This is a genomic window from Blautia sp. AF17-9LB (assembly GCF_003479185.1).
In the GTDB taxonomy this organism is placed as follows: Bacteria; Bacillota; Clostridia; order Lachnospirales; family Lachnospiraceae; genus Fusicatenibacter; species Fusicatenibacter saccharivorans.
In genome coordinates this window covers 133,383-155,076 of the sequence record NZ_QUGU01000010.1, presented here as the reverse complement: position 1 = coordinate 155,076, position 21,694 = coordinate 133,383, and the positions used below count along the sequence as shown (strand labels likewise).

General features: G+C 48.9%; 23 protein-coding genes and 1 pseudogene. 17 read left to right on the top strand and 7 right to left on the bottom strand.

All coding sequences use genetic code 11. The features are described 5' to 3' along the window. From DWX00_RS20585 to DWX00_RS12020, 5 genes are all read left to right on the top strand, one after another. On the top strand, positions 1-177 hold a 177-nt coding region (locus DWX00_RS20585), incomplete at its 5' end, for a zinc ribbon domain-containing protein (protein ID WP_147398248.1). Positions 178-372: 195 nt separating this feature from the next. Continuing rightward, on the top strand, positions 373-804 hold the full coding sequence (locus DWX00_RS12035; RefSeq protein ID WP_022461943.1) for a prepilin peptidase: 432 nt from the start codon (positions 373-375) through the stop codon (positions 802-804). A gap of 2 nt (positions 805-806) precedes the next feature. After that, positions 807-1,232 carry a TadE/TadG family type IV pilus assembly protein gene (locus tag DWX00_RS12030; RefSeq protein WP_226906365.1) on the top strand — a complete coding sequence of 142 codons (426 nt, stop codon included), beginning with the start codon at positions 807-809 and terminating at the stop codon, positions 1,230-1,232. Positions 1,233-1,248: 16 nt separating this feature from the next. Further along, entirely contained in the window at positions 1,249-2,742 is a 1,494-nt protein-coding gene (locus DWX00_RS12025; RefSeq protein ID WP_118595304.1) for a DUF6382 domain-containing protein, read from the top strand. Between the two features lie 306 nt (positions 2,743-3,048). Then, positions 3,049-3,723 carry a rhomboid family intramembrane serine protease gene (locus DWX00_RS12020; RefSeq protein WP_226906363.1) on the top strand — a complete coding sequence of 225 codons (675 nt, stop codon included), beginning with the start codon at positions 3,049-3,051 and terminating at the stop codon, positions 3,721-3,723. Here DWX00_RS12020 and DWX00_RS12015 read toward each other — a convergent pair. Next, positions 3,698-4,381, bottom strand: a complete 684-nt coding sequence (locus tag DWX00_RS12015; RefSeq protein ID WP_055219129.1) for a two-component system sensor histidine kinase NtrB — start codon at positions 4,379-4,381, stop codon at positions 3,698-3,700. The two genes, DWX00_RS12020 and DWX00_RS12015, sit on opposite strands and share 26 nt — an antisense overlap. 203 nt (positions 4,382-4,584) lie before the next feature. Between DWX00_RS12015 and DWX00_RS12010 the strand changes: the two genes are divergently transcribed. After that, positions 4,585-5,001 carry an HIT family protein gene (locus tag DWX00_RS12010; protein WP_172680766.1) on the top strand — a complete coding sequence of 139 codons (417 nt, stop codon included), beginning with the start codon at positions 4,585-4,587 and terminating at the stop codon, positions 4,999-5,001. Between the two features lie 32 nt (positions 5,002-5,033). Next, positions 5,034-5,585, top strand: a complete 552-nt coding sequence (locus DWX00_RS12005; RefSeq protein ID WP_118595303.1) for an RNA polymerase sigma factor — start codon at positions 5,034-5,036, stop codon at positions 5,583-5,585. A gap of 3 nt (positions 5,586-5,588) precedes the next feature. On the opposite strand, the gene DWX00_RS12000 is transcribed toward DWX00_RS12005, so the two are convergent. After that, complete coding sequence (locus DWX00_RS12000; protein ID WP_055219136.1) at positions 5,589-6,656, bottom strand: undecaprenyldiphospho-muramoylpentapeptide beta-N-acetylglucosaminyltransferase; 1,068 nt, start codon at positions 6,654-6,656, stop codon at positions 5,589-5,591. Between the two features lie 110 nt (positions 6,657-6,766). Between DWX00_RS12000 and DWX00_RS11995 the strand changes: the two genes are divergently transcribed. The 3 genes from DWX00_RS11995 (at position 6,767) to DWX00_RS11985 (ending at position 10,539) form a co-directional block, all read left to right on the top strand. Continuing rightward, the gene (locus tag DWX00_RS11995) at positions 6,767-7,693 is read left to right on the top strand and encodes a DUF4367 domain-containing protein (RefSeq protein WP_158578818.1); all 927 of its coding nucleotides are present in this window, start codon (positions 6,767-6,769) and stop codon (positions 7,691-7,693) included. A 58-nt stretch (positions 7,694-7,751) separates the two neighbouring features. Further along, the gene (locus tag DWX00_RS11990) at positions 7,752-8,249 is read left to right on the top strand and encodes a DUF6147 family protein (protein WP_118595301.1); all 498 of its coding nucleotides are present in this window, start codon (positions 7,752-7,754) and stop codon (positions 8,247-8,249) included. 667 nt (positions 8,250-8,916) lie between these two features. Beyond that, entirely contained in the window at positions 8,917-10,539 is a 1,623-nt protein-coding gene (locus DWX00_RS11985; protein ID WP_022461365.1) for an MBL fold metallo-hydrolase RNA specificity domain-containing protein, read from the top strand. A 184-nt stretch (positions 10,540-10,723) separates the two neighbouring features. Here DWX00_RS11985 and DWX00_RS11980 read toward each other — a convergent pair whose 3' ends face one another. After that, entirely contained in the window at positions 10,724-10,966 is a 243-nt protein-coding gene (locus tag DWX00_RS11980) for a TIGR03905 family TSCPD domain-containing protein (RefSeq protein WP_022461364.1), read from the bottom strand. A 304-nt stretch (positions 10,967-11,270) separates the two neighbouring features. On the opposite strand from DWX00_RS11980, the gene DWX00_RS11975 reads away from it, so the two are divergent. The 3 genes from DWX00_RS11975 (at position 11,271) to DWX00_RS11960 (ending at position 14,227) form a co-directional block, all read left to right on the top strand. After that, positions 11,271-11,969, top strand: coding sequence for a 5'-methylthioadenosine/adenosylhomocysteine nucleosidase (locus DWX00_RS11975; protein ID WP_055226889.1), 699 nt, complete (start codon positions 11,271-11,273; stop codon positions 11,967-11,969). Between the two features lie 340 nt (positions 11,970-12,309). Beyond that, on the top strand, positions 12,310-13,095 hold the full coding sequence (locus DWX00_RS11965; RefSeq protein WP_118595299.1) for a hypothetical protein: 786 nt from the start codon (positions 12,310-12,312) through the stop codon (positions 13,093-13,095). Between the two features lie 175 nt (positions 13,096-13,270). After that, positions 13,271-14,227 carry a D-2-hydroxyacid dehydrogenase gene (locus DWX00_RS11960; RefSeq protein WP_055265551.1) on the top strand — a complete coding sequence of 319 codons (957 nt, stop codon included), beginning with the start codon at positions 13,271-13,273 and terminating at the stop codon, positions 14,225-14,227. Between the two features lie 147 nt (positions 14,228-14,374). Here the strand turns inward: DWX00_RS11960 and DWX00_RS11955 are convergent, their stop codons facing one another. Together DWX00_RS11955 and DWX00_RS11950 are read right to left on the bottom strand one after the other, a co-directional pair. After that, positions 14,375-14,638 (bottom strand): hypothetical protein, encoded by a 264-nt coding sequence (locus DWX00_RS11955; protein ID WP_055219147.1) that lies wholly within the window; start codon positions 14,636-14,638, stop codon positions 14,375-14,377. Positions 14,639-14,692: 54 nt separating this feature from the next. After that, a complete protein-coding gene (locus DWX00_RS11950; protein ID WP_118595298.1) occupies positions 14,693-15,568 on the bottom strand; it encodes an AraC family transcriptional regulator in 876 nt (291 codons plus the stop codon). Positions 15,569-15,773: 205 nt separating this feature from the next. Here DWX00_RS11950 and DWX00_RS11945 point away from each other — a divergent pair, with 205 nt between their 5' ends. The 4 genes and pseudogenes from DWX00_RS11945 to DWX00_RS11930 all read left to right on the top strand — a co-directional run bounded on the left by DWX00_RS11945 (position 15,774) and on the right by DWX00_RS11930 (position 17,864). After that, positions 15,774-16,412, top strand: a complete 639-nt coding sequence (locus tag DWX00_RS11945; protein ID WP_117509954.1) for a bifunctional 4-hydroxy-2-oxoglutarate aldolase/2-dehydro-3-deoxy-phosphogluconate aldolase — start codon at positions 15,774-15,776, stop codon at positions 16,410-16,412. Positions 16,413-16,442: 30 nt separating this feature from the next. Then, positions 16,443-16,871: pseudogene (locus DWX00_RS11940) on the top strand (glycoside hydrolase family 3 N-terminal domain-containing protein); the annotation flags it as partial. A 103-nt stretch (positions 16,872-16,974) separates the two neighbouring features. After that, a complete protein-coding gene (locus DWX00_RS11935) occupies positions 16,975-17,232 on the top strand; it encodes a hypothetical protein (protein ID WP_055265559.1) in 258 nt (85 codons plus the stop codon). 26 nt (positions 17,233-17,258) lie between these two features. Continuing rightward, a complete protein-coding gene (locus DWX00_RS11930) occupies positions 17,259-17,864 on the top strand; it encodes an NUDIX hydrolase (RefSeq protein WP_055219153.1) in 606 nt (201 codons plus the stop codon). A gap of 109 nt (positions 17,865-17,973) precedes the next feature. Here DWX00_RS11930 and DWX00_RS11925 read toward each other — a convergent pair whose 3' ends face one another. Together DWX00_RS11925 and DWX00_RS11920 are read right to left on the bottom strand one after the other, a co-directional pair. Next, a complete protein-coding gene (locus DWX00_RS11925; RefSeq protein ID WP_118595297.1) occupies positions 17,974-19,794 on the bottom strand; it encodes an ABC transporter ATP-binding protein in 1,821 nt (606 codons plus the stop codon). Beyond that, the gene (locus DWX00_RS11920) at positions 19,794-21,596 is read right to left on the bottom strand and encodes an ABC transporter ATP-binding protein (protein ID WP_055226635.1); all 1,803 of its coding nucleotides are present in this window, start codon (positions 21,594-21,596) and stop codon (positions 19,794-19,796) included. Before DWX00_RS11920 ends, DWX00_RS11925 begins: the two co-directional genes overlap by 1 nt. Positions 21,597-21,694 lie beyond the last annotated feature (98 nt).

The following is a 21,694-nucleotide window of genomic DNA, read 5'->3' as shown; positions in this document are numbered from 1 at the left end:
CTTCGGGTTGCAGACAGATGGTATCCATCATCAAAAATCTGCCATTGTTGTGGAACGATCAAGAAAGATTTAAAACTTTCCGATAGAACATTTCGATGTCATTGTGGCTATGTCGAAGACAGGGATTTCAATGCGGCACTGAATCTGAGGGACGTAAAAACTTACAAGATTGCATAAGGAAGCAAATGTAAGTATGTACCGAAGGCTATTTCGGGAATTAACGACTGTGGAGTGTACATGGACCTACGAGTAGATATGATTTCGGTCAATCAAAAGTATACACACTGAAGCAGTAAGTAAGATTCGTGAGAACTTACATTATCTCGATGTGATAAGTATATTTAATCACATTTTGAGTGGCAGGCCGCGGCTGTGTATCAGGAAGAAGTAAAGAGTGCAATTATATTGCTGTATCTGGGGATTCTTGCCGGAATGGATGTGAGGAAACGGCAGATCAGCCTTGTCCTGACCGGTGTTTTATTCCTTGCAGGCATTGGATGGCAGATTCTGGTGGAACAGACATCGTGGCTGGAATGGCTGCTGTCCCTGCTGCCGGGAGCGGGATTTCTGACGCTCAGTTATATATCACGGGAACAGGTGGGATACGGGGACGGCCTTCTGCTTCTGACGGTTGGAATCTGGCTGGGATTTGGGCAGACATTCGGCGTTCTGACGCTGGGACTCATTCTCTGTTCGGTACTCTGCGGAGTCCTTCTGATGCGGAAGAAAATACGGAAACAGGATTCCATACCGCTGGTGCCGTTTCTGCTGCTTGGATTTGTGGGGAGGTGCGGAATGCTTTGAAAGTGAAAATGAGAAAAGCAAGTATTACGGTAGAGGCAGTTCTGGTCGTGCCGCTTGTTCTGATGGTGATTTTTCTTCTGCTGTCGCTGACCTTTTTTGTACACGCACGGAGCTGGTATACATTTGCGGCATATGAAAGCACAATGCTTGCCGCCAGTGAAGGCCGTCTGTCTGTGGAAAAAGGAGAGGCAGCCGCCCAAAGCCGGATGGAATGGTGGATTTCCCAGATACCGCTTCCGGCTGAACCGGTGACTGTACAGACGGAATGCAGAGAAAAAGAGATTCAGATAAAAGCAGAAGGAAACATTCTGCCAATCTGGAGCCGGAACGCGTGGGAATATTCGGTTTTGAGTGAAAGCAGGAGAAACAATCCGGTGAAAACGATCCGGAAGATACGGGCAGTAAAACAGATCTGGAACCAGAAGTAAGGACGGAAGCGGAGAAATGCAGATTGATTATAAAAGAGATTTGAATCATACATATGTTATTTTACAGGAGGAAAAAGAGCCGGACACGGCGTCGTATCAGATCCGTATGCTGCTGACAAACACAATCCCAGGGCTTTTGGACTGCAAAATCGGGAAAATGGATGATAAAACATTGTTTTACTATGAGGTGACATCAAAGCAGTCGCTTCAGAGTGTGTTTGAACAGCGCTCGATTGGGGCGGAGGCGCTGCGGAAACTGTTTGAACAGCTGCTGGATCTTCTCGAAGAACTGGGGCAGTACCTGCTTGCACCGGACGGTCTCGTTCTGCAGCCGGAGCTGGTTTTTGCAGATGCAAATCTGGAGAACTTTTCCTTCTGTTATCTGCCGGGAAAGCAGGGACACACAGGCTGTTTTCAGAAGCAGATCCGGGAGCTGATGGAATATCTGCTGCCGAAGCTGGATCACCAGGAGCAGGATGCGGTGGTACTCGGGTATGGACTGTATCGGGAGATTTCGGCGGAGATCTTTTCGGTTGAGATGATTCAGGCACTCTTATATCAGACAGGGAAAGAGAAGAAAGAAACGACGGAGCAGGAGGGAAAAGAGCGTCCCAGGGAAGAAAATCCGCCTGTACAGATGGAGGAAACACTTTGGGGAGAACAAGAAGCGGAAGCGGCGGAAAATTTTTTTGTGGAAGCGGAGGAAGAAAAGGATGAAGGACGCTGGAAAAATATTGTGGAAGCAGTGATCTGCATCGGATTTCTGGGAGGTGTGCTGGCACTGCGGTGGACACAGGCCGAAACTGTTTGGTATCTGGTGCTGGGAGGAGCGGCGGCTGTTGTGGGAATTGTAAGTCTGGCATTGGAACTTGCCAGCCGATGGAAAAAGCGGCAGTCGGGAACAGAAACAGGAAGCTATGGGAAGGCCGCAGGAATCCGGAAACAAGGAGAAACAGGAGATGTATTTTCGGAATATCAGAATCGGAAGGGCTTAAAACAGAAAGATGGAACATGGAATCCGAAAAGCGATACAGAACAGCAGGGATGGAAAAGGGATTCCTCAGTCGAAAAAGAGAAAACATGGGAAAAGAATGAAGAACAGGAAAACAGAAAGATGCACAGCCTGATGGAATTGGAGGGGCATGAAGAGGATCTGTTTGGAAAAACGGAACTGCTGACCAGCCCGGAGGATGAGGGAAGGGCATATCTGATTCCGATAGATCCGATTGATCTTCCGCTGATTCCGATTGAACGCGGAAGCACATTGATTGGAAAACTGTCAGCGGCGGCAGATATAATTCTGCCATACCGTACGGTAAGCCGCCTTCACGCAAAGCTGGTCAGTACAGAAGAGGGAGATTATCTGCTGGATCTGAATTCGCGGAACGGAACAACGGTGAATGGCGTTCCATTGATGGGCGAGACAAAAAAGAAGCTGGAGGATGGAGACGATATCTCATTTGCCGGGAAGAAATACCGGTATAAGGCGGGAGAGAAAAACAGAAATTAGAGAAAAATGACGCATTACACTTTTTCGATTTGGAGAAAGCGCTGGATGCGTTATTTTTAATATGGCAGAATGATCAAAGAAAAAAGTTATGCGAATGAAACAAAAATATTATAGAAAAGAAAATTATGCATAAAATTAAAAAAGAAATAATGTAAAAAATAATGTCATAAAACGTCGAAAGCCGTCGTGAAGCGTCAATAATTGTCGAAAAACGTTTATCAAAAAAGAAAAAAATTTGACGATTTCTTGCATTTACAAGTGAATTAAATTATAATAAAAAAATAGCACAGATAAGGAAATGATGTAATGGAAGAACAAAGGAAAAACAGTTACGATCCGAACGAAGATATCGTGGACCGTATGTGGAAGAGGTCAAAAAACAGCATCAATCTGGTCATCGTCGTATGCAATATTCTGGTATTCCTTGCAGTCACACTGACCGGAGGGACAGAGAGCTCCAGACATATGATGGACTGCGGTGCGGCGTATGCGCCGCTGATTGAGAGCGGAGAATACTATCGCCTGTTTACGAGTATGTTTCTTCACTTTGGCATCCAGCATCTGATCAACAACATGCTGCTTCTTTTGTTCCTTGGGGATTACCTAGAACGCGCAGTTGGAAAGATCCGTTATCTGGTCATCTATCTGGGCGGCGGACTCGTCGGAAATCTGTGCTCGTATCTGCATGAACTGTCCCTGATGAAAACAGGGGAAGCACCGGCAGTTTCCGCCGGCGCTTCGGGAGCGATTTTTTCTGCTGTCGGAGCGATGCTTGTTCTTCTGGCATTTCGGAAAGGAAGGCTGGAGGATCTCACCTTCCGGAGGATGGCCGTCATGGCTGTCCTTTCGCTGCTGGTCGGATTCCAGTCTTCAAATGTGGACAACTTCGCACACATCGGCGGTTTTCTGGCAGGTGCAGTCCTGATGGCGGTTCTCTATCCGGGAATGGCAAGGATCAGGAAAAGGGGAAAACGACCGTAAAGGTGCTTCCTTCCCCGGGAACGGAAGAAACGGAAATCGTGCCGTCGTGTGCGGTTACAATTTCCTTGCAGATGGCAAGTCCAAGGCCGGTTCCGTTTTTCTTATGTGTGACAAAAAGGTCAAAGAGAGTCGGCAGATCCTCGGCGGGGATTCCGCAGCCAGTGTCCTGCACACGGATGGTCAGAAAGTCACCGTCGAAACAGAGAGAGATTTTGATCGTTCCGCCGGAAGGCATTGCTTCCGCCGCATTTCGGATCAGGTTCAGAAAAAGCTGACGAAATTGCGTGGTATCAAGGGCAAAGCGCGGAATGGCAGATTCCTTGACAAGTTCAATGGAAACCTGTTGTTTTTCGAGGAGAACGCCGGTATCGGCACAGAGATTCTGGAGCAGAAGATAAGGATTCACGTAAGCGCGTACCGCCCGATATGAATGATTATAGCAGGAGAGCTCATCGAGCAGGGAGTTCAGAAAAGCCATATTTTCCTGGATTTTCTGAAAATAGAGATCGTTGGAAAGCTCCGGATGCGCTAAAAGAAGAAGCTGATGAAAGCTGTGGATAACCGCAACAGGATTTCGAACCTCATGTGAAATCCGGGAAATCATAGCGTGACATTCTTCCGATAAGCCCTGTGAATTGGTTGTTGGTTCTTTTGACATAGCCGTATCCTCCTTATGATGCGTAGGTAATGATTTTTGATTAGGCAAAAGTTTAGCATTGAAAAGGGGGAGCGCGCAACAAAAAGCGTTCTGCATTATTTGACATTTTTCGACAAATAGTGAGAAAATAGAGTTGTTCGGAACCGTGCAGAACGGGATTCGGAACAACAGAAGAATTAAAAAAAGTAAAGGAGAAAAAGATCATGGATTGTATTTTTTGTAAATTAGCAAACGGAGAAATTCCAACCGCGACATTGTATGAGGACGATGAGTTCCGTGTCATTCTGGATCAGGGACCGGCAACGAAAGGACATGCGCTGATTCTTCCAAAACAGCATTTTGCAAACATTTATGAAATTCCGGATGAAACCGCAGCGAAAGCAATGATTCTCGGCAAAAAAATGGCGACGGCCATGACGAAAGCGCTTCATTCTGATGGCTTCAATCTGGTACAGAACAATGGTGAGGCAGCAGGACAGACGGTATTCCACTTCCATATGCATCTGATTCCAAGATATGAAGGTGACAATGCCGGTATTGCTGCATGGAAGCAGGGAACTCTCGAGGATGCGGTAAAAGAGCAGATCATTGAGAGCGTGACGGCAGAGCTGAAGGCCTGAGAAAAGGCTGGCAGCAGCCAGAAAAAGAATCAATGACAGACGAACAGGGGCGGAGAACAATGGACAAAAATAACTTTTCAGAAATATATAAAAAGTATATAATGACAGCCTATTCAGCCGCAATGCAGGTGGTGCACAATGAAGCCGATGCGGATGATATCGCACAGGAAACGATGGTGAAACTGTACCTGAATATTGATGCGCTGGATGAAGACAGAGTAGAAGGCTGGGTCCGTGTCGCTGCAAAGAATCTGGGAATTGATTATCAAAGAAAAGCACAACGTTTTGACTGGAACGAACTGGATGAGGATCTTCGGGCGGAAGAGATGGAACTTCCGACGCTTGCAGAGGAAGAAATGCAGGAGAGAAATCATTTTTTTCGGGAAGTGATGGATGCACTGAAAGATCATGATGAATCGGGTTATTATATTACGCGTGAAATCAAGGTGCATGAGCGTTCGGAAAAGGAAGTAGCATCCGAAATGGGTATCACCATCGGAAATCTGCGGGTGAAAATGACCCGGACGAAAAAATGGCTTTGCCAGCACTTTGCTGACAAAGCCAGAGAAAGGGGATTTCTGTAGTTACTATTTGCGTTCGCATTCCTGGATCAGGGAAAGGATGCGGCCGATGGAATCGGTGTGGCTGCTCTTCTTCATCGCATTGATGTAGGTCTGACGATTTTCGTAAACCTCACGGATTGCGGACTGAAGGGTCTGCGCATTCACGGATTCTTCTTCCAGAACTTTACTGTAACCCTGACGCTCAAAGGAACGCGCATTTAAAATCTGGTCTCCGCGGCTGGCATTGGCAGAAAGCGGAATCAGAATGTTTGGTTTTGCCAGAGCACTGATTTCGCAGATCGCATTTGCGCCGGCGCGGGAGATGATCAGATCTGCTGCAGCGAAGAGATCCGGGAGTTCATCTTTGATGTACTCGAACTGAACGTAACCTTCGGTACCATTTAAGGATGCATCCAGTTTATCTTTACCGCAGAGATGAATCACCTGGAAATCTTTCAGAAGTTCTGGTAAAATAGAACGGACCGCATGATTGACAGCGACGGAACCGAGGCTTCCTCCGATGACGAGAATAACCGGTTTTGCGGCATTGAATCCGCAGAACTTCAGGCCTTCCCGTGCATCGCCGGACAGCAGTTCCTGGCGGATTGGCGTTCCGGTCAGAACGGCTTTGTTTTCTGGGAGACATTTAACGGTTTCCGGGAAATTACAGCAGACCTTTGCAGCGGACGGAATACACAGTTTATTTGCCAGGCCAGGCGTCATATCCGATTCATGGATGAGCGCCGGAACTTTACATGCTTTGGCGGCAAGGACAACCGGTACCGAAACGAAGCCGCCTTTGGAGAAGACAACGTTTGGTTTCAGCTTTTTGAGCAGTTTTTTTGCTTCAAAGTAGCCTTTTACGACGCGGAATGGATCGGAAAAGTTTTTCGGATCGAAGTAGCGGCGCAGCTTTCCGGATGAAATTCCGTAATACGGAATGCCGAGATCTTCGATCAGCTTGCGCTCCATACCGTCGTAGGAACCGATATAAGAGATTTTATAACCTGCTTCCTTTAATTTTGGAATCAGGGCAATATTCGGGGTAACATGGCCGGCGGTACCTCCGCCTGTCAGAACAATATGCTTCATGAGAATTCCTCCCTGGAATTTGATAATATCATTTGGCTTTTATTATCCCCTCAAGAAGAAAAAAAGTCAAGAGCGGTTACAACATGGAAAATGCCGAGGAACGGAAGAAGATGAAAAAGATAGAAAAAGAAGAACAGCTGAAAAAGAAACTGGAGCAGACGATGGAAGAAAAAATGGCTGCGGATTCGAAAACGGTGGAAGGGGAATCGGCAGTTGTAAAGGCAGAGGAAGGAAACACAGCAACAGAACAGGAGGCTGCGCCTGCGCTTTCAGAGGAAGAACTGAACGCAATGTACGAGCGCTTCCAGCAGCGCCTCCAGAAGGAAGGACTCGCGGACGCGGAAGGGAATCCGACAGAAAAAACACTGGAGATCCGCCGCCAGATCGTGGAGAGAAAGGAAGAACGCGAAAAGCAGGCGGAGAGACAGAAGAAGATTGCGAAGAGAGCGAAAACAACAAAACACTGGGTACGGACGGCGAAAGCGGCTGGTGTTGTGTTGGTTGTGGGGGCTTGCGTTTTTGGGGCCAGTATGACGAGCGAGGCGAATCGGATTCGGTTGGTGGAGACGATTAATGGGGTTCGGAATTCAGGTGACGTTACTTGGACAGACAATGGTGAGAATAGAGATGAATCAGCAACAGATTTTGAAAAAGTAAAAACAGAGATAGCAGAGACGCTTCATATTGCAGTTCCGGAATTTTACTATATTCCAACTGGAATGGAATATAGTAAAATAATATTATCAAAAGAAACACAAATGGCTATAGTAAAGTATAAATATAATGGACATTCAGTATATTTTCATTTAGCAGCAAATGAGAAAGATTTGTCGCAAGGTGACTGGAAAGACAAAGAGAAAGTTCAAGTAGAAACAATGGATGATTTGCTAGAAGTTGAGATGGGAACAATGTCTGAAAATAACGAGGAAAATTATTATGCTAAGTGGAAATATAAAGATAGTTATTATCAGTTGAGTGGGCAGATAAAAAAAGAAGAATTAATAAAAATTTTGAATGAGATGCAGTATAATTTGTAATTATATAAATGTTTTTACGTATATAGTATGTAGATGAGGACGAGGGGAAAGAGGAAGTATGAAAAAGGTTATTAATTTAAAAAGCTTACTCTTTAGTGCACTGCTCGTTTTAACAATGGCATTTAATGCAGTAAATGTTCAGGCTGAGGCGTTAGATTATCTGGGAAACACGATTGACGGGTCTGAATTAACAGATGAAACAGAGGCAATTGGAAAGTACCAGAGCGTGGCGAGAAGTACATATTTGCACCAAGGATTTGTAAGAATCACAAATAATGGTGGCGGGTATGTTGGAATATTTGGTGGAACAGAATGCAATGTTACGTGCAATACTGTGAAGTTAAATATTTATTTGGAACGTTCAAGCGGTGATGGTAATTTTTACAGCTATAAAAAGTGGGAAAATGTAGATTATAATACAGATTCTTTATTTATGGGTACGCAAGTAAAAGTAGAAAAAGGTTATTATTATCGTTTAAGAGGGTATCATTCTTGCACTAAGAGTGGTGTCACTGAAAATGGTGGAAGTTCAACTAATGGTATTTACATCGGCTAACTAAATTTATGAGAAATCATTAATACTTAATATAAGAGATGAGCAGAAAAAATTATTATTTATATAAGCATAAGAGAGTAAAATAAATGAACGGAAAAGATTTTTAACCAAATAGTTCACGAACTCCCTCACCCCTTTAAAATCCTCGGGGCCAGTCCCCTATAGAAACCTTATAACAATGAATATATTAAGACGAAAACGCAGATCTTTCAGGATTTTCAACGCGTCGAAATTCCTTTTTCCAACCACAACACAGATCTGAGTCATCATGTGTTACTATGTTCAGCGTGTGAGTGATCATACGGAACATCGGCTGGCCCCGATAAGTGAGGCATCGGTATTACTGCAGGAATACCGGTGCCTCTTTTCTATGCACTTCCGGCGTCCGATGCCCATAACTGAACAAAAATATCAAGATTGTTGTGCAATCTGCTTTAAAATTCCGTTGGAATCCGCCAGATATTATGCTATAATAATCAAAAAAGAGAGAATAGGCATAAAATACAAAAGAAATTTCAGATTATTTTCGCGGACAACGCGTCAAAGACCATGCTGGCATGAGAACTTGACGACTGCCGCGATAACGGGCCAAACGCATAACGTGTGATTTGACCCGCAGTGACAACATTTTGTCCCCGAACAAACACGGGAGAACAGGAGGCATCTTATGCGTCTTACATTTCTTGGAGCAACACATGAAGTGACGGGCAGTTGTTATTATCTGGAGGCTGCCGGGAAGAAGTTTTTAGTGGACTGCGGTATGGAGCAGGGACCGAATATTTATGAAAACAAGCCGATTCCGGTTCCGGCATCCCAGCTGGATTTTGTATTGATCACGCACGCGCATATCGATCACACCGGAAATCTACCGCTGCTGTATGCGCACGGCTTCCGCGGCCCAATCTATATGACTCCGGCGACGGTAGCGCTTTCGGACATCATGCTCCGGGACAGCGCACACATTCAGCTTGCCGAGGCCGAGTGGCGGAACCGCAAGAACCGTCGGGCGGGAAAAGAAGATTACGTCACGCCGTACACAATGGAGGACGCCCTCGGCGTGATCCGCTTACTGGAGGGCATTCCGTATCATCAGCGTGTGACACTATCGGACGGCATTCAGATCCGTTTTCTCGATGCCGGTCATCTGCTCGGCTCCGCATCCATTGAGCTGTGGCTGACAGAGGACGGTGTGACGAAAAAACTGCTCTTCTCCGGCGATATCGGAAATATCCATCAGCCTTTGATCAACGACCCGGAGTACCCGGAGAGCGCCGATTACGTGATTATGGAATCCACCTACGGCGACCGCAGCCACGGACCGAAACCGGATTACGTGCCGGAACTGGCAAAAATCATTCAGGAAACGCTCGACCGCGGCGGCAACCTCGTGATCCCGTCGTTCGCTGTTGGAAGAACGCAGGAGATGCTGTACTTTATCCGTGAAATAAAGGCAGAACATCTGGTTCACGGCCACGGCGAATTCCCGGTTTACGTGGACAGTCCGCTTGCCGTTGAGGCAACTAACATTTTCCGCGATCATCAGAAAGAGTGCTACGATTCCGATGCAGCTGCGCTCCTTGCGCAGGGCATTAATCCGATTCTGTTTCCGGGCTTAAAGCTCTCGATTACATCCGATGAGTCGAAAGCCATCAACTTCAACGAAACCCCGAAGGTCATCATATCCGCGAGCGGTATGTGCGATGCAGGACGAATCAAGCATCATCTGAAGCACAACCTCTGGCGGCAGGAGAGTACGGTTCTCTTCGTCGGCTATCAGGCCGTCGGTACACTGGGACGGGCGCTGATCGGAGGCGCGAAGGAGGTGAAACTGTTCCAGGAAGAGGTTCATGTGAACGCGCACATCATCCAGTTCCCGGGCATGAGCGGCCACGCAGATCAGGAAGGACTGCTCAAATGGGCGGGCAGTCTGCAGGCAAAACCGGACCGCGTTTTCGTAACGCACGGCGAAGATAAAGTAACGGAAATTTTTGCAGAAAAACTGTGGGACGAATTCCGCTACCCGGCGATGGCTCCGTTCTCCGGCACGGTATTTGACCTGAAAGAAAATGAATTCATCGAAAAAACCGTTGGCATTCCGATCCAGAAGGAAACAACGGCAAACGCTGGAACACTGCGCACGAGAAGCAGCGGAAATGCCGTCTTCGATCGTCTCGTTGCGGCTGGTCAGCGGCTGCTCACCGTCATTACAAGAAACAAAGGCGGTGCTAACAAAGACCTTTCGAAATTTGCCGATCAGATCAACAGTCTCTGCGACAAATGGGACAGATAAAGCAGTCCGGTGGCTGGAAGAAAGACTGTGCTATTAATATAGAAGAAAAACCGGAAGAAAGCAGGCGGCAGGGAAGCTGTGCTGCATCAGAAAAGAAAAAACAGAAGTGGATAAATTACAAACTCCCCGGGGTGAGCATTCCCCGGGGAGTTATTATAATAAAAAAGAGCAAGCGTAAAAAAAGTTATTTCTGGATAGCCTGTTCCAGTGCTTTTGCAAGCTGGTCTGGACATGATGTTCCGCGTCCGTTGCAGTCGATGCCTTTCATGCGGGAGATGGCTTCGTTTACGTCCATGCCCTCAACGAGTCTTGCAACACCCTGTGTGTTTCCGTTGCATCCGCCTACGAACTGTACGTTGTGTACTTTACCGTCTTCTACCTCAAACAGAATTTTTCTGGAACAGGTACCTTTTGTTGTATATTCCATCGATAAGATCCTCCTTTGTGAATAAAAAATTAGAACATTATCGTGAACTTTAGCCACGATAATTCTTCGGTTCCTGCTATTATACCATAGATTACGAAAACAGCAAAGAAAAAAGATACCACAGATCCAAAATTTATTGTATACTGTAACAGGAATTACAAAGAAACCAGAAGGAAAAGAAAATGGACTCCCGGAGTTTTCCGTTCTTACTTTAGCGGCTGACCGCTGACAAAAATGATTTCATAAAAGCAAGAACAGAAAGAATCGGAGAGTACATGTAAAGTTATTGGAGGATATCATAAACATGAAGTTAATTGGAATTATCGGTGCAATGGAAGTTGAAGTTGCAAGCTTAAAGGAAATGATGACGGATGTTACAATCCGCACGAAAGCATCCATGGAGTTCAACCACGGTTACCTGAACGGAAAAGAAGTGGTTGTTGTGCGCAGCGGAATCGGCAAAGTAAATGCCGGTATCTGCACCCAGATTCTTGTAGATGATTACGGCGTGGACTGTGTCATCAACACCGGAATTGCAGGCTCCCTGCGGAATGAAATCAACATCGGCGATATCGTCATTTCGACCGATGCTGTTCAGCACGACATGGATGTGCGCATCTTCGGATACCCGCTCGGCGAGATTCCGCAGATGGGTGTTTTAAGCTTCCAGGCAGACGAGCACCTCGCAGAGGTGGCAGAGGAAGTCTGCAAGGAAGTCAATCCGGAAATCCAGGTATTCCGCGGACGCGTGGTCAGCGGTGACCAGTTTATTTCCAGCAAAGAAGTGAAAAACCATCTGATCGAGGAATTCAACGGTTCCTGCGCCGAGATGGAGGGCGCTGCGATTGCGCAGGGCGCTTATCTGAACAAGATTCCATACGTCGTACTCCGCGCCATCTCCGACAAAGCAGACGACAGCGCAACAATGGACTACCCGACCTTTGAGAGCGAGGCAGCCCGCCACTGTGTCAACCTGCTGCAGGAAATGGTAAAACGCCTGTAATCTAAAAAAAGCAAGAAGAAAAAATCGACAAACGGGCAGGCGAAAACCAGCGAAACCACGCGAACCGGCACGAAAGCAGTCCCCTGAAGGAACGAAAAATAAAAATTCACGCGAAAAAGCACAGAATCACAAAGAATTTGACGAACGTTTTTTGTTTCCAAATTTTTCCGGCAGTGCTATACTGTGGCACATCGGAGGAGGAGACGTCCTTCTGTCCGATATGCCAGCGGAAGAATCCTGTGCGCGCAAATTCTGCCGCGGCATCCGCCGATGCACCGCAACGGAAGCACCGGCATATGATCATGACAGGCAAATTCAAAAATCATCAGGGGGAATAAGAATGCTGGAGTTTTGTGTGAAACAAAATGTGTTCTTATACGCAATGATAGCAGCAGGAATCGCCGGTGTGTGGTGCCTGTTCTGGAATAACCGTTTCTACACCCGGGCCATCCGCGATCTCGGAAGGCTGAAGGAACCAAAGTCGAAATGGACCAGGTCGGTGCTGGAAACGTGTCAGAGAAAAGCGCATCCCTTTTCGAATGCCGGGGCGTTTATGCGCAGCCAGATTGCACAGGGCAGGTCAGCGGGAATGGCAGTCCCGACGCTTCTGCGCGGAAGCCAGAATATGATCCTCACGGTTCTGGCGCTGTCGATTCTTTCGCTGTGGGCGATCTACCGATACCGTTATGGAGAGACGGAGCTGATGCGCTACCTCGGAACGGGCATCGCGCTCGCCGGAGGCCTTGTCTTTTTCCGGCTCTGTCTGGATTTCGGCGGAAAAGAGGAAATTCTGCTGAACGGCTGGACAGACTATCTGGAAAATGAGTTTGCAGCGACGAAACAGAGTGCGGTGCTGGAAACCGTACAGCAGACCGAACGGCAGCCGGTGCAGGCGGAAACCATGGCACAGGCAGGAACCGGAGCGGCGAAAGCAAAAGCGCAGACTGCGGGAAGCGAGTCCGCCAAAGAGAAGAATGAACTGTTCGCAGATCCGGAAAAAGAAGCGAGGATTTCGAAAGTCAGGGAGGGCATCCGCCAGACCGCCGCGGCCGAGAGCAGGTTTTCCGGAATGCTGACGCCCGAGGAAGAGAAGCTGATGAGGGAAATTATCAGCGAATACGTGTAAATACCAGGGGATCAGGCCGGGGAGCATGGCATATCGACATGACCATATTTCCGAATCGGCAGTCCGCAGGTATCTAAGATAAAAATATTTCAGGCAGTGCCGTCTTTCAAAACAGACAGGCGGCACTGCTTTCCCGGATAAAGCAGAATCATCATCTGCAAAAGGAGGAACCAACATGAGACTTGTAATTCTTGAGGCAGAGTCACTGGGAAAGGACATGGATCTGTCCGGCTTTTCCCGTTTTGGAGAAGTGACAGTATATGAAAAAACAACGGAGGAGGAATGCCCGGAGCGTGTGCGGGAGGCGGATATTGTCATCTGCAACAAGGTGCGCATGTGCAGCCGCACCCTGTCCGGCGCGGAGAACCTGAAACTGATCTGCGTCACCGCAACCGGCATCAACAACATCGATCTCGATTATGTGAAGCGCCACAACATCGCCGTGACGAACGTCGCCGGCTATTCCACCGTCAGCGTGGCCCAGCACACCTTTGCGATGTACTTCTATCTGGCAGAAAAACTCCGTTATTACGATGATTACGTAAAAAACGGCAGCTACGCCGCCAGCCGCCTTTTCACCTGCATGGACAGACCGTTCACCGAGCTGGAGGGCAAGACGTGGGGCATCATCGGCCTTGGCGCGATCGGCAGAAAAGTGGCTTCGATTGCACAGGCATTCGGCTGCCGTGTGATCTATTACTCCACCTCCGGTGCACACGACGATCCGGACTACGAGCGGGTCGATCTCTATCGTCTGCTGAAGGATTCTGATGTGGTTTCCATCCACGCCCCGTTAAATGAGGCGACCGAGAACCTGATGAATATCGAAACGTTTGCCAACATGAAGCGGAACGCAATTCTGATCAACGTCGGCCGCGGCTCGATCGTGAATGAGCGTGACCTCTGCTGTGCCCTGCGCGAAGGCCTGATCGCCGGAGCAGCGCTCGATGTACTTTCCAGCGAGCCGATCCGCAGTGACAGTCCGTTGCTGAAAATGGCGGACGACGACCGCCTGTACATCACGCCGCACATCGCCTGGGCATCGAAGGAAGCCCGCACGCGCCTGATCGGACTGGTGCAGAAAAATATTGCTTCGTACCTGGAAGGCGGCATGGAAAACCGTGTGGTATAAAAGGGATACAAAGCCAGGGACAAAATACATAAAAAGAGCCGGACATCCGACGGAACCACAGAGGGGACTGTAAGAATAGCCGCTCCCAAGTTCCGCCGGATGCCCGGCTTTTGCATTTGCTTTATTCGCTGCAAAAACGAGAGAACATTATTCCTCTGTAATCTGAATTTCCAGATAATCAAACTCCAGCGATTCAATAAAATTATCCTGTGTGAACCGCGTTTTCGATCTCCGTTTAAACTCCGAAATATTCGTATCGAGCCAGATCGGCTTCGCCAGATTCCAGGCATCGCAGATTTCATCGAGCGCACGGAAGACCTTGTGCGTTCTGGTATCCTCATCGTCGATGCAGACGGTAAGATCCTGAAGAATATGATTGTTTTCCACTAATTTTCCCCACATCTGAAACATATTAAAAATCCTCCTGAAAAGTACAAAGTAAACAGTGCATTTGGAACGACCGTGTTAATCGCTGGTAACGGTATGCAGTTCTTTAAAATCCTTCGGCGAGATCCCGTACTCTTTTTTAAACGCGCGGTAAAAACTCGAATAGTCGTGAAATCCGAACAGCAGATATACCTTCGTGACTGGTACATCGCCGAGCAGCGCTTCACGGCACCTTGCAAGCCGCTTTTTGGAAATGTACTGGTGGATCGACATGCCGATTTCATCCTTGAAAACGTGTGCAATGTGATATTTGCTCACAAAAAGTTCCGCCGCCAGCCGTTCGAGCGACAGATCCTCGGACAGGTGCTCATCAATATAGAAACAGAGCTGTTCATACAGCGAGAGCTGTGCTTTCCGGGTGAGCGGGTGATGCTGCTCATACACCGTTCGGTTGATCTGCATCAGCAGGTCGTTGACGTAGAGAAAAATCTGCGTCTCTTTTCCAAAATGATCGGACCGCATTTCTTCGATCAGGCGGATGGTGCGGTACTGGATCGTGTTGAACTCGACGGAATCGAGCGGGAACAGATATTTCTGATTTTCGGCAGCGTATTCCATCAGGTAAACGTAGTCGGCGGAACGGGCGCGGAGCTGCTCTGCAAAAGCGGCGCTGACCCAGAACACAAAGCGGCGGTACGGCACAGACAGGTCGTGCATCACCAGATGATGCGGCACGCCGGGCGGAATCAGAAGAAGATCGCCGGGCGTCGGTGTGTAGAGCACTCCGTCGATTTCCAGTGAGATCGCCCCTTCGAGAAAGAGATAGAACTCATAATGCGTATGCGTATGTTCTTTTACGCCGGGCACATCGTCGGTGCTGTAATAGTATAACTCAAACGTATCCGAAATCATGTACTGCCGGGTGGCAAATTTCGTCTGCAGTTTTTCTTTCATAATAAAAGCATCCTTGCAAAAAAAATGATATTTTTGAACCATAACAACAATTCCCAGCATATCACAAAACAGCAAGTTTTACAATGTATTCGGCAATTCGCACAATAGAAAAAAACAACTTGTCCGGTTATGATACAAGGGAATAAAATAAAAACAGAATGCAGAATAAATTTCAGATAAAGATCAAAACGGAGGAACAGCTATCATGAATCAGATTCTCGAACAGCTTGGAACATACGGCATTGTGCCGGTTGTCGTTTTACAGGATGCAGCAAAAGCAGAGCCGCTTGCCGAAGCTCTCTGCAAGGGCGGACTTGCCTGCGCCGAGGTGACCTTCCGCACCGATGCGGCAGAAGAATCCATCCGCATTATGAGTGAAAAATTCCCGGAGATGCTGGTGGGAGCCGGAACTGTGCTCACAACCGAGCAGGCGGACCGCGCCGTAAAAGCCGGAGCAAAATTTATCGTCAGCCCGGGCCTCAACCCGGAGGTAGTAAAATGGTGTCAGGCACACGAAGTACCAGTGATCCCGGGCATCGTGACCCCGACTGAGATGGCGCAGGCAATCGGTCTTGGGCTCACCATGGTGAAATTCTTCCCGGCAGAACCGGCAGGCGGACTGAAATACATCCGTGCCATCGCAGCACCGTACACCATGATGAAATTCATGCCGACCGGCGGCATCAACCCGCAGAATGTAAGAGAATACCTGGCATACGACCGCATCGCAGCATGCGGCGGAAGCTGGATGGTAAAAAATACGATGATTGAAAACAACGAATTCGACCGCATCGAAGAGCTGGTGAAAGAGGCGGTTGAGATCGTAAAGGAAAGCCGGACGTGACGACATCCTTCCCGCAGCCGCTGGGCACCGACCGTTGACCTCGAGCGTGATCCGAGATGGGGAAGAAACGAGGAGGGCTACGGCGGGGACCCTGTGCTGACCGGAAAAATGGCCGGCGCTTACATCGAGGGAATGCAGGGCGACGATCCAAAATATCTGTGCTGTGCATCAACCCTGAAACACTTCTATGGAAACAACACCGAGGTCGGCCACGGCTGGAAGAACTCTTCGATTGACCCGCGGAATAAATATGAGCTGTATCTCGAGCCGTTCCGCAGATGTATTGAGGAGAGCGGCGCAGAGGGCATCATGACGGCGTACAACAGAATCAACGGCACCGTCGGGCCGCCTGAACATGGTCATGAAAGGAACCACCACCGCCGGCGCCGGAATGGTCCGGGAAAACATGGAAATCTCGGAATCCGTCATCATGAAACAGGCGGACCAGAAGATGTATGAAAATAAAAAAAGTTCACGGTGAATCGCCGCAATGGATTGTCCCCGCGGGTCTTTTCGTGGTACAATGAAACATAACCGATAAAAAGAAAAACGAGGGCAGAACATGAACGAATTATATGAAATGATTGAAAAGAAAATCAAAGAATCCGGCTATCCGCGGCCGATTTCGGGAAGCGATGTTTACGATGACATCTGCGACCAGATCGAGGGAAAAGAGAACGGTTCCTATGTGGTATTATCGAAATTTGATGATGATGTGATTTTCGAGTACCACATCACGGTGATGGATGATGAATTCAACCTCGGCGTGCTGACGATGCGCACCCCGGAGGGCGTGTTTGAGACTGATTTTGACCAGTAAAAGAGAAAAGAAAGAGGTTGTTACTTATGCCGAATGTTGAAAAAATCACAAAACAGACGGAAAATCCGTTCGTAAATCTTTACCTGGTGGAAGGGACAAACAAAGTAAACCATCACTTCCGCTATTACGTGGCTTCCCGCGCAAAATCCATCGAGCAGATGAAGATTAAAACAAGGAAAAATACGCCGGACGGTGTGCTGATGTACAGTCTGTACGGGGAAAAACGCGACAAAATTGTCCTGGTGCGCCAGTACCGCGTTTCCATTGATGACTACATCTACGAATTCCCGGCAGGCCTGGTGGAACCGGGCGAGGAGTTCCATGAGGCTGCCGTGCGCGAGATGCATGAGGAGACCGGTCTTACGTTTCACCCGTTGAAAGTAGATCCCTGCTACGAGAAACCGTTCTTCACCACAATCGGCCTGACCGATGAAGCATGCTCTGCCGTTTACGGCTGGTGCGAGGGCGAGATCAGCCGCAAATACCTCGAAGAGAGCGAAGTGATCGAAGTTGTCCTTGCTGACCGCGAGGAGGCAAAGAGAATCTTAAAGGAAGAAAATGTAGCAATTATGTGTTCTTATCATCTGATGCATTTTATTCATGATGAGGAGCCGTTTGCATTCCTGAAATAAGTGGAGGGGAGCCAGAAAAACACAACCCCTGGAAGTTCTTAGCACGAACTGCCAGGGGTTGTGTTTTTCTGACTCCCATTTACGTTGTGGGGGACGGGAGGGTGAGGACTCAGGTGTAGTATTGGGCCTGGGTTTCGTAAAGATTGGCGTAGATGCCGTGGTTTGCGAGGAGGGTGTCGTGGGTTCCGTCTTCGGCGATGCGGCCGTGGTCGAGGACGATGATGCGGTCGCAGAATTTGCAGCTGCTCATGCGGTGGGAGATGTAGACAGCCGTTTTACCGGCGGTCATCTGGCTGAACTGTTTGTAGATTTCGGCCTCAGCGATCGGGTCGAGGGCTGCGGTCGGCTCGTCGAGGATGACGAACGGGGCATCCTTGTAGAGGGCGCGGGCGATGGCGGTGCGCTGGGCCTCGCCGCCGGAAAGGTCGACACCGGAGCCGTTGTTGTTGTAAAGGCGGGTGCGGACGCCCTGCGGGAGTTGCTGTACACGGTCGGTGAGACCGACTTTTGCAAGAGAGGATTGCAAAGCAGCTTCATCAATCTCGGTTCCGGCGGCGATGTTTTCGTCGAGCGGGAGGGAAAACAGGTGGAAATCCTGGAAAACGACGGAGAATGCCTGCGTGTACTCTTTGTAATTGTATTTGCGGATGTCGATGCCGTTTAAGGTAATATGGCCTGAGGTCGGCTCATACAGGCGGCAGAGCAGTTTGATGAGTGTTGTTTTTCCGGCTCCGTTGCGGCCGACGAGGGCGGTTTTGTCACCGATGGTAAAGGACAGTGTCACATGCTCGAGCACCGGAATGTCTGTGCCGGGATAGGAGAAGGAAACGTCGTGGAAGGCAAAGGCGTATTGACCGTCGTCACGTTTTTCGATCGGGAGTGTGCCGTCGTACGACATGGATGGCTGTGCGATGAAATCCTCATACGTCGCAAGATACGAATTGATATAGTCAAACTGTGAGCCGGTTGTGAAAAACGTCTGCAGATCCCCCATGGCGCGGGTGACGGAACCGGCATACAGAAGAACATCTCCGATGGGGAGCACACCGTACAGCGCTTTGGCGCCGATCAGAAGGTATGCGGTGAAATTAGAAAGGAGTGAGAGCAGCGCATTTTTGCCGTCTGTGACGGCGGAAAAACGGGCGAAGCCGAGGTACATCGGCAGAAAGTGTGCCATGGCCTTTCCAAACTGTGCGTCGAGAAAACCATCGAGATGACCGATACGGATATCGTCCGCACGCCGTTCTTCGAGCATCACATTGACGAGATAATTGGCGACGGAGTTGGAATGGTCGTTGCCCTGGTTCAGCTCAATTTTTTTCTGCGTACTCTCGCGGTTGATGCGGGAGGAAAGAGCCAGCTGCAGTCCGCAGAGCAGGAGCAGCGCGAGTGTCGAAAACGGCGAGGTAAAGAAGTTTTTCATGCTGCTGCCCGGCAGAAGGAACAGGCGGAGCAGGAAGAACAACGCATAGAGAAGGGAGAGCAGGGAAGTCATCATCGTATGGATCACGATCAGCTGGTCACCCACATTTCCTGACCCCATGGAAGAGACATTGGTGCGCCGGATGGCATCCATGGTCTCTGTTTTTTCGAATTTTTCAAATTCCAGCTCCAGTGCTTTTGCGGTGATTTTCTGTTCGATGAGTGCAAGACAGAACTCCTTCTGGCCGTCGAGATACTGGCGGCAGACCTTTTCAAACAGCCCAAGTCCATACTGCACGAGCAGAAAGACGACGACGGTATACAGACAGGCGCGGTACGATTCTGCAAGCAGCAGATTCAGAATCCGCGCTGAGAAAAACAAGGAGAGATACGGAAGTGTGGCAGCGGCAAAAGCGCTTCCGAACAGCCAGAACAGCACGCGGTGATTGCCCTGGCTGATCATATTTAAAAAGCGGCAGACGGCATGAAACCGTTCTTTCATTTTCATCAGATGTGTTCCTCCGTTTCCTGATAATACTGGCTCTGTACTTCAAACATATGCGCATACGATCCGCCGAGGGCGAGCAGCTCGTCGTGGGTTCCGCGCTCTTTGATTTTTCCGTTTTCGAGAAACAGAATCGTATCGCAGAACCGTGTCGACGCGAGGCGGTGCGAGATGAAGAGCGCAGTCTTATTTTTCAGCAGGGTGCTGTAGGTTTCGTACATTTCATTTTCTGAGATTGCGTCGAGCGCAGCGGTCGGCTCATCGAGCAGGAGCAGACGGCAGTTTTTGTAGAGAGCCCGCGCCATCATGAGTTTCTGCATCTCACCGCCGGAGAGAGTGACGCCGTCGTCAGTCATATCCTTGCCGAGATACGTTTCCTCTTTCTGCGGCAGACCTGCAATTTTCTCCCAGAGGCCGGCGCGGGTGAGTGCTTCGCGGCAGCGGGTGCGGTCCGTCTCTTCCAGTGTGGAACAGCTCACGTTCTCTGCAATGAAGAACGAGAGAGCAAATGGTTCCTGAAAGACCGCCGCAATCGATTCGTAATACTGCGCCGGATTCAGGTCCGTAAGAGAGAGACCGTTGACGGTAATCTGTCCTTCTGTCGGCTGATACAGTCCGCAGATCAGCTTAACAATCGTGGATTTTCCAGCGCCGTTGATGCCGACGAGTGCGGTGTGTTCACCAGCATGGAGTGTGAAACTGACATCGTCGAGGATCTTTTTCTCGCTTTCCGGGTAAGAGAAGGAGACGTGGGAAAAGCAGATTTCGAGCGGTTTTTCTTCGGTAAATTCCGGCCGGAACGGTAGCATGTGGCCGGCCGGGAGCGGCAGATCAAGAAATTTCCGCATCCACCGGATCTGTTCGAGACAGAGTACCGATTTCGAAAGACTGGAAGTAATCTCGTTAAAATACGAAGAAAAACCGGAAACCGCGCCGAGCGCCAGCACAAAGCCGGAGACAGTCATCGTTCCGTGTGCGAGGCGGTAAATCAGAAAGCCATAGCAGATGCCGTCGCGCAGAAGCTGCAGCGTGAGGGTCAGCAGATCGTTCGCGAAGTAGGCACTGCGGATGTGAAACAGGATTTTCTGGTATCGTTTGTTGATCTGTCGGTAGACACCATCAATCCATCCGCCCAGCTGGTAGAGACGGACATCTTTTCCGGCCGCAGTGTCATACGACTGTTTCTGAAAATAGCGCTGCGACAATTTAATCGCGGACAGATCATCCCGGCGGCGGACTTCGTAGGAAGCCGCGCGGCGGTAGCTGAGAAACTGAAGAACCGAGAGCGCCAGCAGCAGAAGAACGATGGCTGGATGGACACTTCCAATCAGCCCTGCGTAGAGGAGCAGACCGAGAAAGGAAGAAAAAATTGTGACATCATAGCGGAACATTCCTTCCACTCCGACCCAGTTGCTGGAAACGGCATCGGTGGCTTTTTCAACGAGTTGCAGCGTCGACTGCTCGGTCAGAACGGCGTAGTCCATCCGCATGAAATGGCGGAGCAGACGGCGCATAAAAAAGCCGGTCCGGAATTCGGTATACTGCCAGGCGTTCCGTGACTGCAGAAATGCATGGCTGACGAAAACGACGGCATAAAGGAGAAAGAGAACCAGCGTTCCAAGCGCAAACCCGGCAAAGCCGCGGCTCTGTTCCAGAAAAAAGAGAATTCCGGAAGGAAGCAGAATCCCGAAAAAGCCGGTGAGCACCTGTGAGACGATTTCAAGTGCCTGAAAGAGAAACGGCTTTTTGCTGTGATGCCACAGCTCACGATGAATATAAACGTAGTTAGATAATAAAGAATACATAAAGACCTCCTCTGTCACATGTCTTTCGTGAACTGTAGTTATCCTACCATATTCATGCAAAACACGGGGGAAAAGTACGTAAATGGAACAAAAAAGAA